General features: G+C 52.3%; 16 protein-coding genes. 1 reads left to right on the top strand and 15 read right to left on the bottom strand.

From position 1 onward, the window contains the following. Positions 1-141: 141 nt before the first annotated feature. From groL to D6694_07935, 3 genes are all read right to left on the bottom strand, one after another. Positions 142-1770 (bottom strand): chaperonin GroEL, encoded by a 1629-nt coding sequence (gene groL / locus D6694_07945; protein RMH42506.1) that lies wholly within the window; start codon positions 1768-1770, stop codon positions 142-144. Between the two features lie 36 nt (positions 1771-1806). Further along, positions 1807-2094, bottom strand: coding sequence for a co-chaperone GroES (locus tag D6694_07940; protein RMH42505.1), 288 nt, complete (start codon positions 2092-2094; stop codon positions 1807-1809). Between the two features lie 110 nt (positions 2095-2204). Further along, positions 2205-2606 (bottom strand): FxsA family protein, encoded by a 402-nt coding sequence (locus D6694_07935; GenBank protein ID RMH42504.1) that lies wholly within the window; start codon positions 2604-2606, stop codon positions 2205-2207. Between the two features lie 87 nt (positions 2607-2693). On the opposite strand from D6694_07935, the gene D6694_07930 reads away from it, so the two are divergent. Continuing rightward, the gene (locus D6694_07930; GenBank protein ID RMH42503.1) at positions 2694-4331 is read left to right on the top strand and encodes a response regulator; all 1638 of its coding nucleotides are present in this window, start codon (positions 2694-2696) and stop codon (positions 4329-4331) included. A gap of 39 nt (positions 4332-4370) precedes the next feature. Here the strand turns inward: D6694_07930 and D6694_07925 are convergent, their stop codons facing one another. From D6694_07925 to D6694_07870, 12 genes are all read right to left on the bottom strand, one after another. Further along, complete coding sequence (locus D6694_07925; GenBank protein ID RMH42502.1) at positions 4371-5612, bottom strand: imidazolonepropionase; 1242 nt, start codon at positions 5610-5612, stop codon at positions 4371-4373. 14 nt (positions 5613-5626) lie between these two features. Next, complete coding sequence (locus tag D6694_07920; GenBank protein RMH42501.1) at positions 5627-7015, bottom strand: amidohydrolase; 1389 nt, start codon at positions 7013-7015, stop codon at positions 5627-5629. A 30-nt stretch (positions 7016-7045) separates the two neighbouring features. Then, a complete protein-coding gene (locus D6694_07915; protein RMH42508.1) occupies positions 7046-7888 on the bottom strand; it encodes a hypothetical protein in 843 nt (280 codons plus the stop codon). Between the two features lie 10 nt (positions 7889-7898). Further along, entirely contained in the window at positions 7899-9782 is a 1884-nt protein-coding gene (locus D6694_07910) for an MFS transporter (protein ID RMH42500.1), read from the bottom strand. Beyond that, complete coding sequence (locus tag D6694_07905; protein RMH42499.1) at positions 9779-10609, bottom strand: hydrolase TatD; 831 nt, start codon at positions 10607-10609, stop codon at positions 9779-9781. The genes D6694_07910 and D6694_07905 overlap by 4 nt, the downstream gene beginning before the upstream one ends. Continuing rightward, entirely contained in the window at positions 10578-11039 is a 462-nt protein-coding gene (locus tag D6694_07900; protein ID RMH42498.1) for a DUF4442 domain-containing protein, read from the bottom strand. Before D6694_07900 ends, D6694_07905 begins: the two co-directional genes overlap by 32 nt. Before the next feature lie 12 nt (positions 11040-11051). Further along, complete coding sequence (locus D6694_07895; GenBank protein ID RMH42497.1) at positions 11052-11549, bottom strand: hypothetical protein; 498 nt, start codon at positions 11547-11549, stop codon at positions 11052-11054. Continuing rightward, on the bottom strand, positions 11536-12282 hold the full coding sequence (gene tatC / locus D6694_07890; GenBank protein ID RMH42507.1) for a twin-arginine translocase subunit TatC: 747 nt from the start codon (positions 12280-12282) through the stop codon (positions 11536-11538). The genes D6694_07895 and tatC overlap by 14 nt, the downstream gene beginning before the upstream one ends. Before the next feature lie 5 nt (positions 12283-12287). Continuing rightward, positions 12288-12638: a twin-arginine translocase subunit TatB gene (gene tatB / locus D6694_07885; protein RMH42496.1), complete on the bottom strand. Its 351-nt coding sequence runs from the start codon at positions 12636-12638 to the stop codon at positions 12288-12290. A gap of 11 nt (positions 12639-12649) precedes the next feature. Continuing rightward, positions 12650-12877 (bottom strand): twin-arginine translocase TatA/TatE family subunit, encoded by a 228-nt coding sequence (gene tatA, locus D6694_07880; GenBank protein RMH42495.1) that lies wholly within the window; start codon positions 12875-12877, stop codon positions 12650-12652. Positions 12878-12892: 15 nt separating this feature from the next. Beyond that, positions 12893-13228 carry a histidine triad nucleotide-binding protein gene (locus D6694_07875; protein RMH42494.1) on the bottom strand — a complete coding sequence of 112 codons (336 nt, stop codon included), beginning with the start codon at positions 13226-13228 and terminating at the stop codon, positions 12893-12895. Between the two features lie 39 nt (positions 13229-13267). Beyond that, on the bottom strand, positions 13268-13912 hold a 645-nt coding region (locus D6694_07870; GenBank protein ID RMH42493.1), incomplete at its 5' end, for a hypothetical protein.

Genomic DNA, 13912 nt, shown 5'->3' with positions numbered 1-13912 from the left:
TGGCCAGCAACGCCCTTGCCATTCGGATTGTCTTCCCCTCAGTCGGGGCGACGCAGGCTTCTTTCAGCCTGCCGGGTTTGCCAGCTTCGCTGGGCAAACAAAAAAGCGGCTCGAAGAGCCGCTTTTACCGTTTGGGGACAATTACATCATGCCGCCCATGTCGCCCATGCCACCAGCGGCAGGTTTTTCTTCCTTCGGCAACTCAGCCACCATCGCTTCGGTGGTGATCATCAAGCCAGCGACAGAGGCTGCGTTTTGCAGCGCATTGCGGGTGACCTTGGTCGGGTCAAGGATGCCCATTTCGATCATGTCACCAAACTCACCAGTCGCTGCGTTGAAACCGAAGTTACCTTCACCGTTCTTGACTCGCTCGACTACCACTGAAGGCTCGCCGCCAGCGTTCGAGACGATTTGACGAAGCGGAGCTTCCATTGCACGCAACGCAATGCGGATGCCCACGGTTTGGTCTTCGTTGTCACCCTTGAGATCTTTGATGGCGTTCAGAGCGCGAATCAGCGCGGTACCACCACCGGGGACAACTCCTTCTTCAACCGCAGCACGAGTCGCGTGCAGCGCGTCTTCAACGCGTGCTTTCTTTTCTTTCATCTCAACTTCGGTCGCGGCACCAACTTTGATGACAGCTACGCCACCAGCCAGTTTCGCAACGCGTTCTTGCAGTTTTTCACGGTCGTAGTCAGAAGTGGTTTCTTCAATTTGCTTACGAATTTGCTTGACACGCGCTTCAATGTCTTCGCTCTTGCCTGCGCCATCAATGATGGTCGTAGTTTCCTTGCTGACCACCACGCGCTTGGCTTGACCGAGTTGTTCAAGCGTTGCGTTCTCCAGTGTCAGACCAACTTCTTCAGAAATGACCGTACCGCCGGTCAAGATGGCAATGTCCTGCAACATGGCTTTACGACGGTCACCAAAGCCAGGCGCCTTCACAGCGGCCACTTTCACAATGCCGCGCATGTTGTTGACCACCAATGTTGCCAATGCTTCGCCTTCAACGTCTTCGGCGATCAGCAACAAAGGCTTACCAGACTTGGCCACTTGCTCAAGAATCGGCAACAGATCACGGATTGCCGAAACTTTCTTGTCAACCAGCAGAACATAAGGGTTATCAAGTTCTGCCGTCATATTTTCTTGGTTGTTGATGAAGTATGGCGATAGATAGCCACGGTCGAACTCCATACCCTCAACAACTTCCAGTTCATTCTCAAGGCCGCTGCCTTCTTCAACGGTGATCACGCCTTCTTTGCCGACCTTTTCCATCGCCTCGGCAATGATGTTACCGATGCTGGCGTCTGAGTTGGCAGAAATCGTGCCGACCTGAGCAATGGCTTTACTGTCTTTGCAAGGCACTGACAGTTTCTTCAGCTCTTCAACCGCAGCAGTGACAGCTTTGTCAATACCACGCTTGAGATCCATCGGGTTCATGCCAGCGGCCACCGCTTTCAAACCTTCATTGACAATGGCTTGCGCCAACACGGTTGCCGTGGTGGTGCCGTCACCGGCATTGTCGGAGGTTTGAGACGCCACTTCTTTGACCATCTGGGCGCCCATGTTTTCGAATTTGTCTTCCAGCTCGATTTCTTTGGCAACAGAAACACCATCTTTGGTGATGGTGGGAGCGCCAAAGCTTTTCTCAAGTACGACGTTACGGCCTTTGGGGCCCAAGGTCACTTTCACCGCATCCGCTAGAATATTTACGCCTTTCGCCATGCGGGCACGGGCGTCATCAGAAAAACGTACGTCTTTTGCTGCCATGGTTCCACTCTCCTAGAATTCTTTTAAGTTAGTTGGTTACTCGATGATGGCCATAATGTCGTCTTCACGCATGACGAGCAGCTCTTCGCCATCGATCTTGACTTCGGTGCCGGAATACTTACCGAACAGCACCTTGTCACCAACTTTCACGTCCAACGCGCGCACTTCGCCGTTGTCCAAAATTTTGCCGTTACCGACGGCAATGACTTCACCTTTACTCGGCTTTTCAGCCGCACTGTCTGGCAACACAATGCCGCCAGCGGATTTGCGTTCTTCTTCCAAACGTCGAACAACAACGCGATCGTGTAATGGACGAATGCTCATAGCACCTCTCTCCTGCTGAATGTCTCAGTGTTTCAAGTTGCGGACCTTCCGCTTGGTACCCGCTATATGGGGATGTCAAAATGGATTTCAAGAGGGTCAAGACAATTTTTTTACCACGGATCGTCGGGTCGTCGAATTTGAATCACAATCGTCCGTCCCCACCGATTCAATCGCTCACGGCGATTGGCCCCGACAAGCCAGTGGCGCATCCATGGAATGAGCAAGAACGCGCCCAACACATCAGACACAAAACCAGGCACCAGCATCAGAAAACCACCCAAAAGTAGTAGGCCGCCATCTAGCGTCGCCTCCATCACATCATGCCCATGCCGCCAGTCGTCCTGCATGGTTTTCAGCAAGCTCAAACCTTGTAGACGTACCACCGCGATACCGACCATTGCCGTCAGTAAGGTCATGACCACAACGCCGAACGCACCTAAATACGCACCAACTTTGACGAAGACGGCGATTTCGAGCAATGTCCACATCATGAGGATCAGCAAAATTGGCATTGGCGGCTCCCTGTTTTGTCTATACTGTATTTCTTAGGTACTCCCCTATGTTGGGGCAAATCGTCATCGTTCAACCATGGATCCTCTATGACAGAACACCTTTCACATGCGGAAAAACAATTGGCGGCGCTATTTTCGCGCCGTCTTGGGCCTCGCCTTAAGCAGTGCATTGCTTTGGTTGAGCAGGGTTTCGAACAGAATTGGCCGGCAGATGTGTTTCATCGTGTCCATCAGCACATTGACATGATATTGCGAGGTGCAGAACGTTTCGGCTACGACTCGATTGCGGAAGCACTTGGCGGGTTACAGGCAACAATCAACCACGCGGCAGAGCAATTGACCACACCAGAGGAAACCGAAATCCAACATTTTGTTGAGATAATCACCTCGTATCTGGAAAACAAAAATATCTTACCGCTCCCGAAAATATCAACCTCACAGCACTCCACTCCGGTTCCCACCAAAACGGAGGAAGAGGAGCCCGATTTGCCGGAATCGCTCTTGGCGCGCTTGACGCCTTCATCCGAGCATCCAATCTATATTGTCACCAGCGATTCATCGATCGACTCGCTTTCAGAAAGCTTGTCGTTATTTGGTTATCAGCTCCATGTATTTGATCATCTTGGTGATGCACAAGCTGAAATCACGGCACGTCGCCCACAACTCATGGTGATGCCGTTACCCGAATCCGATGATTTGGCGATGGTGCACGAGTTTATACAAAGCCATCATTTGAGAGCCGTTTTTTATGCGCCGCGCGACACCCTCGAAAACCGTTTGAAATGTGTGCGGGCAGGTGGCGAAGACTTGTTCTTGACACCTCTGGATGACTATCAGCTACTGCTTTACCTCGATCGTATTGCCGCACCCATCAACGATGATCCGCTCCGCGCTTTGGTGGTCGAGGATTCAAAATCGCAAGGCACCTTCTGTCTTCGTCTCCTCCGCAAAGTCGGCATGGAGGCGGAGTGGATTGACCGCCCAGAACTTCTGCTTGACACTTGTCGGCAATTTCAGCCAGAAGTCATCCTAATGGACATGCAACTCCCTGGTTGCAATGGCCTTGAGTTGGCCGCTGTTTTGCGGCAGTTTCCAGAAACCCGAACCATTCCAATTATTTTTGTTTCAGCTGAAGCAGAGCATCCCCATCAAAGCCTTTCATCCGTGACCGGAGATACCTTCATCGAAAAGCCGATCTCTGCTGAGAAACTCGTATCAACAGTACTTCACCGGGCAGCCCTGTTTCGGCAAACGCGCGAAATTCGTGTCCGCGACGAGCTCACCTGCCTCCCGAATTACGAAAGTTTCATGCAAACCCTTGCCGCATCTACTTCTCGTGCCGCCCGTGATGGCGTTGGCTTTGCACTGCTGTGTTTTGAGATATGGCAACTCGATCATATACGAACGGAGCGGGGCGAAGCTGGCGCCAACCGAGTGGTGCAAACACTCGGACATCTGCTTCGTCACCGGACCCGATGCTCCGACTTTGTCGCCAGAATCCACGATAATCGATTTGCGGTCATTTTATATGATTGCACTGAAGCCGATGCAGACCGAATTGCTCGTGCGATCAATGGCCTATATCGACAGGGACTACATAAATTTCTCACAGTGGCAGAAAATCTGGCGTGGGGCATCGCCTGTCTCACCGGAGAAAGTGCAGAAGCCTTGTATCGGGCCGCGCTACGAAGACTGCAAGATCACGTCGAACGCCTACGCGCATAAGACGTTCGGCCAGCAAAGACGCCGGCCGAACGTTGTCAATTAGTTGGTTGAATTGTGAATCAGCTGATAGCGTTCCGCATAGCGATCACGCAACAAAGTGGCATGGGACACCAGCGGAATGACTTGTCCGTCAAGAAAAACAGCCTCAACCTCTGTTGTCACTTCGAGCGGGTCACCATCCCAGACCACCAGATCCGCTGGACGATTTAACTGAAGTCCCGCGCCATGACCGCCAAAAACCTTCCACAAATTGCTCGTCATGGCAGCCATCGCCGCGTTATAAGGCAAGCCATTGGCAACCGCATTGCCTGCCGCCTGACGCACTAAAAAGGCATTGTGTGTTGTCTGCCAGCCGATCCCGGTAAAGAGCAAGGTCACCCCTGCCTTATGCAGATAGGTGGCATTATCTGATCTGGCGCCAAGCCGCTCAAAGGACGCAGGCGTGTTGGCCGTTGGGTCAATAATCACTGGCACCTTCGCTTTGGCAATTTCGTCGGCCACACGCCAACCCTCCTCGGCCCCCAGAAGGACAATGCGAATGTCCATGGTTTTTGCCAAATCCAATACGGTGAGAATATCAGAGGCTCGATGCACTCGTACAATCAGCGGTAGCTGACCAGTGACCACTGGTTCCAGCGCTTCCAAGTCAGCACGAGACAGTTGATAGTCGCGGCGCGCGCGCCGTTGGTAATCCTCTTTATGGCGTGCATAGTCCTTCGCGTCCATTAGCGCTTCGCGCAACAAGGCCATCGCCGCTGCGCGAGATCCCCCCGCCAGCTTCTTGCCTGTCTGACCAAGGCTGACCACCACACCGACAGTCTGCTTTTCGACGCTATGGCGCGACGCACTCAGATTGACCAAAGCGGCTTGGCCAGCAATCAAGCTGCCGCCCGCTTCAGGTAGGATCAGTGCATGGGTGATGCCTTGTGTCCGGTTGTGTAACACCGTCGCGGACGAAGGATTAAAAGCGTCAGCCACGCGCAAGGAAGCCGTCACCAAGTCGTTTTCAGCGGCAAAGTCCACCGTGTCATTCACCAAAGACACTTCCTCAAGGCCAATGTGGGTGTTGGCATTGAAAAGTCCTGCGGTGACATGCAGGCTCTCGCCTTCAATTTGTTTCGCCCCTTTTGGCACATCGATTTGTGGCCCTGCCGCCACCAACACACCGTCCCGTATCAACAGATGGGTGTTGACGGTTTTTTCACCATTTGGCCAGTGAACCGTCGCGTTTTTGATCACCCAGTCAGTCGCTTGCGCTGTGCCCCAGAGCAAACTTAACATTACCAATAACGTTCTCATTGCAGCGCCTCCGATACATCCTTCAGTCCTAGATAAAAATCGCTTCTTGGCTTGTCGCCTCGCTGATACTGAAGGACACCATCAATCCAAACTTTTTCTGCGTGAGTGTACACACTGAACGGGTCGCCATCCCACAAGACGACGTCCGCATTTTTACCGACCTCAAGACTGCCCGTCACCTTGTCAATGCCAAGCGCTTTTGCAGGAAACAAGGTCGCCCACTGGATGGCATGAGCCTTGGTAATGTGCAGCCCCATTTTCCGACCGGCCGCCATCGCTTTCGCAATTTCTTGATTAAGATGTTGGACGCCCACCGGATCATCTGAATGAATCACGCCGCACGCGCCAGCGGCATCGACCATCGCAAGATTCTCGCGCACCATGTCGAACGCTTCTTGCTTGAACCCCCACCAGTCGGCCCAGACCGCTGCGCAGATGCCTTCTTTAGCCAGCATTGGGGCAGCCTTGTAGGCCTCCACGGCATGATGAAACGCGGTGATCTTGTAACCGAATTCCTTCGCCAAATCGATCATCTGTTTCATCTCGTCCGCGCGGTAGCAATGGTTATGGACGAGGATCTTGCCTTCGAGCACGCCCACCAGTGTTTCCATGGCCAAATCACGCTTGGGTGGCTCAGCTTCTTTATCACCCTTGGCAACTGCTTCTCGATATTTTTTCCATTTCTGCTGATATTCTTTGGCATCGATCCAAGCTTTTCGATAGCCAGCCATATTACCCATTGCCGTCGAAGGCGGTTGTTTTCGGCTGCCATAGACCCGTTTGGGATTCTCACCACACGCCATCTTCAGACTGTACGGCGCGCCCGGAAACTTCATGCCCTGAACAGTCAGGGAAGGCACGTTCTTGACGGTGACACCGCGGCCGCCAAACAGGTTGGCGGAACCGGGCAAAATTTGCAGCGTCGTCACACCACCGGCACGCGCCAAGTCAAACTGTGGATCTTGTGGCCAGATTGAGTGCTCGGCCCAGACATCGGGAGTCACCGGGCTGGTCATTTCGTTGCCGTCGGCATGGGCGGGCGTTTCCGGTGCAGGATACACGCCAAGATGAGAGTGGACATCGATCAGTCCCGGCGTCAGCCAACGACCACGTCCATCAATCTCAAGCGTCCCATCATCAACCGTGAGATCTTTCCCAATCGCTTGAATTTTGCCGTCTTTCACCCAAAGGTCGGCATCATGCAATTCGCTCCCTGTTCCTGTGAGAATATGGGCATCTCGTACCACCCAGCTGCCGCTCGGCGCTGGCTGATAAGTGGACGCGAAAGGTTCATTGGCCGTTTCGTTGTCAGGGTTGTTTTGCTCTTTCGAATCCGTACAGCCCACGATTGTCAATAAAAACACATAAAATAGCCATCGCGACATCGGCTTACCTCCCTCTGGATGGTTTAGTATTCATCGGCCCTGCTTTCCCCCGCTCCCATGCCGTTCATAGGGTACCGGTATGTATTCCACGGAGGGCCGCTTATTCTGGGGTTGGGGGTACAGCGCCATGATTTCGTGCACTTCTCTTGGAAATTCGGTTGAAATTTTGAGCCCGAGTGCGGTTGCCTCTTCCACCCCTATGGGATAATCATGCGTATAGTATCCTTGTGTCAACCGCTCCGCCAAGGATTCGGCCTGCGTTTCGTCATAACGTTCTTTCAGTAGGTTTTTGACCTGTGTTTTCTGTTGCTTGAGTGCCATTCGAGCCACATCCGCCTCAATCAGTGTGCTATCGTCAACCTTATCGATTGGCTTGGCCTCCACGACACGAACGATAGAGGCCGCTGGCCGCTGTCCTAATTGTGGGTCTACCGGCCCCATCACTGCTTGTGGGTCCATTACGATTTCGTCGCAGGCAAGCGCAATCAGAGTGCCGCCACTCATCGCATAGTGTGGGATAAATACGGTGACCTTGGCTGGGTGCATCTGCAACGCACGGGCAATTTGTTCGGCGGCCAGCACAAGTCCACCGGGGGTGTGCAATATAATGTCAATGGGCATATCGTCATCGGTCATCCGAATGGCTCGTAAAATCTCCTCCGAATCTTCAATGTTAATAAAACGAACCAACGGAAAACCAAGAAACCCCATGCTTTCTTGGCGATGCACCAAGGTGATCACGCGAGACTGTCGTTTTTTTTCAAACCGACGAATGGCGCGAACACGCTCCGACTCGAGCATCCTTTGACGCAACGCGGGTTGCATCATCGAGATAAACAAAAATATCCAAAAAAGTTGTGTCCAGTCGTTCATTTTCGCCCCTTTATTTTTGTGCACCACGCAGTGTTTTCACCATGCCCTCCAATCCTTTTGCGGAGACCACGTCCGGCGATACCGGATCCCCTGCAACAATTTCGACATGTCTCAACCAGTGTCTTGGCAGCCCTCTCATCGCGGCCCCACCCGCTCGGGAAAACCAGCTTCCCCACATGCCACGTATTGCCATGGGTATCACTGGGACAGGATCGCGCCGTATAATTTCTTCAATCCCCGGCCGGAAAGGATTGATGTCACCATCATACGTGATTTTCCCCTCCGGAAAAATCATGACCAACTCGCCTGATCGTAGGGCTTCAGATATTTTTTCAAACGCCTGCGCCTTGATCTCAGGGTCTTCCTTGGCCGGCGCGATGGGAATGGCTTTCGCCATCCGAAAAAACCAACCCAGTATAGGGTGCTTAAATATCCGATGATCCATGACAAACACGACGGGCCGGTTGGCAAATCCGGCAATCAACAAGGCGTCAACAAAAGAAACATGATTGGCCACCAACACCGCAGGCCCTTCCGTTGGGATGACATCGAGATTTTGGTGCCGCACGCGATAAACAAAATGTAATAAGATCCAAATAATAAAGCGGACGACAAACTCCGGAACACGCCAAAAGATATACAACGCGACGAGCGCGTTGAGCAGCGCAACCACGAGGAACAAATCAGGGATGGTTGCCCCAAACGCAAACAACACGATGGCAAGTCCCGCTGCCACCACCATAAAGCCCGCATTCAGGATATTGTTGGCGGCGATCACCTGCGAGCGTGCCGCAGCATCGCTGCGTTGTTGTACCAACGCATATAACGGCACAATGAACCAGCCACCAAAAACACCAATACCCAGCACCGAGAGAAACACAGGCCAACCACTGGCCATCGACAAGAAAGCCGATAGGCTTACTAACGCCGCATCGCCCGCCTTCGACATGGGCGTCACCCATGCCAGTTGAGCACTTAACCAGCTCAAACCAAGGGCGCCAAGCGGCACAAGCCCTATTTCTACACGTCGGCCCGATAGTCGTTCACACAACAATGAACCAATGGCTATGCCAATGGAAAACATGGCCAACAATCCAATAAAGACGCTGTTGTCACCGCCCAGAAACTGACTGGCGTAGGCTGGCATCTGAGTGATAAGCGCCGATCCGAAAAACCAAAACCAAGAAATGGCCAGAATCGAATCAAAGACAACTCGGTTCTTTTTGGCATCGCGCAACACACGCGCCGTTTCCGTGAAGAAATTCCAATTGACCTTCAATTCCGGCGTCAGCGAAGGTGCCGAAGGTATCCACAATGCCGCGACCCAGCCCATGATCGCAAATGACAGCAACAACAGCCCAACCAAATGACGACCGTCGGCGAGTCCGATAGCCCATCCGCCCAGCATGGTGCCACCGAGGATGGCAAGAAAAGTGCCCGTCTCCACCAACGCGTTACCACCTAGCAGCTCATGATCATTTAAATGTTGTGGCAGGATGGAATATTTCACCGGCCCAAAAAAAGCGCTCTGCGTCCCCATCAGAAACAATAGGGCCACGAGCCAAACGGGTGAACCCAGCCAAAATGCCAGCGCAGCGCAGGCCATAATCACAATCTCGGCCGCTTTGACCCAACGAATTACGGTGGCCTTGTCATATTTGTCCGCCAACTGGCCTGCAGTTGCTGAAAACAAAAAAAACGGCAGGATAAACAGGGCTTGCGCAACGTTGATCCAAGTACTTGCAGTTGCTTTTTCGCCTTCGAAATAAATATAGACGAGCCATGTCGCCAGAGCAACGCGGAAGACATTGTCGTTAAACGCCCCTAAAAACTGGGCCGAAAAAAAAGGAAAAAATCGACGCTGCCCCAATAAAGCAAATTGATTTTTTTTCATGCATCGGACTCCTCATCCACATTGAGATGAAAAAAACGCATGGCGTTTTCTGTGGTGATACGCGCCACAGCATCGGCAGGCTGCCTGCGCAGCTTCGCCACTTCACGACAAATATGGGGCAAAAAACATGGTTCGTTTCGCCCATTTTTCGGTTTGTTTGGTAAATTTCTCGGTAACAGATAGGGCGCATCTGTCTCCAGCATTAACCGACCGTCAGGAATAAGGCCTATTGCTTGCGTGAGCGCATGGTTACGCCGTTCATCACAGATCCATCCCGTCACGCCGATGTCACAATCTAGGTCAAGCAAAACTTCCAATACGTCTGGGCCATCGGTAAAACAATGGACACACAGGCCCACCAATTCGGGACGGTATTCCTTGACGATGGCGAGAAAATCATCGCTTGCCTCTCTCAGGTGGGCAAATACTGGCCTGCGATGCTTCGCCGCCAGCGCTAACTGTCGCGCAAACACTTGGCGCTGATTGTCCGGTGACGAAAAGTTTCGATGATAATCTAGGCCGCATTCTCCCACTGCGACAAGGTGGGGAGACGTATCAAACAAGGTTTCTAACTGCTGCCAATCCGCCTCTGACATGCTGTCCGCATGGTGCGGATGACAACCCGCCGTGTGAAATAAACATCCTTCCCAACGTTCACATAGCTTTGGTGCTTGGCGTGAAGTGTCAATGTCGGTCCCGGTGACCACCATTGCGACCACACCAGCCGCCAGCGCACGTTCGACCACATCGTCCACATCAGCGACAAAGCGCCGACTGAGCAAATTCACGCCGATGTCAATGAGCGGTTCGATTTTTGGGTCTGACATAAAGTGTTTTATCAACTTCTGCGATGAGCATCCCACTGGCGTCCTTGATTTCAATGTGAAAACTGGGATTGGCTCGACCTTCCGTCAAGGCTTGAGCACGAATTGCCTCCACTCTTTCATCCGGTAAGTGGAATTCAGCCCACACATGGCTTCGCCCTGGCGCGCGAAAACGAATGCACGCTTTCAGATCCCAGACAATAAAATCCCGACCCAAACGGTGAAGCAACATGAGCATATAGAACGGATCTGTCATCGAGAACAAATTACCACCATAGTGCGTGCCGACATAGTTTCGGTTATAAAACCGAAGCGATAGCCTGACACGTGCATAACGGTAGTCCTGATCTAACCGTTCGACGTGTATTCCGCTAAATAGATAGGGTGGCCACAAATTCAGGCCCCAGCGTAGCCAACGCGCAGAAATCACCATGGCGCATATTCTCTATTTGATGCGACGGACAGCGACCGACGCATTCAACCCTTCGACATACAATCGGTAGCTTCCGAAAAAGCCTTTTTTGATCGTTACCTTTGGGTTGTTGGCATGGTAGACCACGCGGCCTGAGTTGGACTGTTGCCAGACCTGACCGTTTTCCAGCCGGAAAATTGTCTTGCCATTCCAGCCATGAAATTCACCAATGATACGGCTTGTTATTTCGTCCGGTGTTTGCTGTTCGAGTTGGCGTTCCATACCGAAAGCTTGCTCGCCACTGACCACCAAATCGCGCTTATGATCCCGCGTTGGCGTCGATGGTGCTGGCGTGGCGGTCAAAGTTTTTGACGTCTGCTTAGCAAGCCGATCATAGCAATCCAGACGATCCAAATCGCGCTCGATCTTGGCACAAACCTGTAGCGCTTGCGCCATATGAGCACCATCAGCCACACTAGGAGCCGCCAAGATCAGTCCAAGCAGGCCAATCACTAAACTAGTCGCCTTCATATTCTTCATGTCCCCCCTTCCCCTGTTTCACCCAACGTCCAAGCCAAACGCCCAGCTCAAACAACAACCACATAGGCACAGCCAGCAAAGTCTGAGAAATGGCGTCCGGTGGCGTCAAAAACATACCAATCGCAAAAGCGCCGACAATGACATAGGGTCGTTTGTTTCGCAAACTCTCCACCGACGTAATGCCCGACCAAATGAGCAAGACTGTCGCGATCGGGATCTCAAAGGCCAGGCCAAAGGCAAAAAACAATTTCAATGTGAAATCCAAATAACTGCTGATGTCGGTCATTACCGTCACCCCTTCCGGGGCGGTCTGCGTGAAAAATGCGAACACCAACGGGAAGACCACAAAATAAGCAAATGCCACGCCCAAATAGAACAACAAAACACTCGACACCAACAGTGGTGCAATCAGTTTGCGTTCATGGCGATATAAGCCCGGGGCAACAAAACGCCACAACTCATAGAAGACAAACGGCAAAGCCAAAAAAAAGGCAGCAACCAACGTCAACTTGAACGGCGCAAAAAACGGTGCTGCTACGTCTGTGGCAATGAGCTTTGCATCCGCAGGGAAATGTGCCAGTAACGGCTTAGACAACATTTGATAGAGCGGGTCGGCAAACGGTGCCAACATGATAAAAACCACCAATATAGAAGCCACGGCCCGCAATAACCGTGTTCGCAATTCACGCAAGTGTTCGACCAAAGGCATCTCAGCGTCCGCCATGCGACTCATGATCGCTCCTCCGATGGCGGCTGCTTTTTTGACAGCGTGTTGTCTGCACGGTCTGCTTGATGTTGGCGGAATTCTTCTTCGGTAATGGTTTCGACCGGCTTGCTCAATGCTTCGGCCAGTTTCTTAGACTGCTCAACGATGGCTCGATTTTTCGCTTCAAGCTCCTCTCGAAGGTTTTGAATTTCGAGCTCCCGCTCCAATTCATCGGTGATGGAGCGGCTGAGTGCACGCAGCTTACGCACCCACGTGCCTAGGGTTTTTGCCACTTCCGGCAGTCTATCCGGCCCAAGGACGATTAGACCAATTAGCCCAAGGGTCACCAGCTCCCAAAACCCAATGTCAAACATGCGTGGCGCTGTCAGTCTTTCTGATCAGTTGTCTTGTCGACAGATTTGGCGTCAGTGTCAATCACTCGACCAGATACCGAAGACGGATTTTTGTCCTCGCCTTCATCCTCGTTCAGTGCTTTTTTAAAGCCCTTGATGGCGGCGCCAAGATCACTGCCCAAACTTCGCAATCGCTTAGTGCCGAAGATAATGACCACAATTAACAGCAATACAAGAATCTGAATCCAGCTCGGTCCCATGACACACCTCTTGACTTATTCAAAACCAAAGCGACGGCCGCCCAGTATGTGGTAATGCAAATGGTCCACCTCCTGTCCACCATCGCGCCCAGTGTTGACAATGACTCGGAACCCGCCATCCAATCCGACCATTTTCGCAATTTTCGGAATTTGCAGCGTCAGATGCCCCATCAACGCCTCATCCTCCTCGCTCAGATGCGCCAGAGAAATGATCGGTTTTTTCGGGATCAAGAGCAGGTGAACTGGGGCTTTGGGATTAATGTCCTTGATGCAAATCACCTTGTCATCTTCGTAGACGATGTCCGCCGGCAGCTCCCGGCGAATGATGCGGGTAAATACCGAATCTGTCATACCATCCCTCCACCTAACCTTAAGCTATTGACCATCTTATCACAGACGGCCTGCTGACGAGAGCAACCATCCTGCCTTGATCATAAACACGAGCGATACTGCGCCACCCAACCATAACCACGGCCCGGATAACACCGCCAGTGACAAAGTTCCCGTCGCGAATGCCAACGCACCGTGCCACCATGCTCGTGAACGCAGTTGGGCGCCCATACGCCATTTCTCCAAGGCCTTTTGAGTGTGCGCCAACTGCTCAGGCAATGTATTGATGGCAGTCAATGCATGCCAAATGTTCTCCGGCAAGCTCGGCAACTGCTCACGCCAATAAGGCCATTCCTGCCGTATGGTTTGTAAGACACGTTTTGGGCTCATACGATCGGCCAGCCAATTCTCCAGAAATGGTTTTGCGGTTTTCCATAGATCCAGTTCCGGATAAAGTTGTCGGCCAAGCCCCTCAACGTACAGCAAAGTCTTCTGCAATAGCACCAGTTGTGGCTGAACCTCCATATCAAAGCGCTGCGCCACTTGAAAAAGGTGCATTAGGAATTTACCGAATGAAATCTGTGCCAAAGGGCGACCAAATATTGGCTCACACACCGTACGAATCGCGGCTTCAAATTCATTCACCGAAGTGTTCGGGTTGACCCAGCCCGACTCAACGTGCAATTGCGCAACCCGTCGATAATC

This window comes from Gammaproteobacteria bacterium (assembly GCA_003696665.1).
Lineage (GTDB): Bacteria > Pseudomonadota > Gammaproteobacteria > Enterobacterales.
This window is presented reverse-complemented; position numbering and strand designations above follow the sequence as displayed.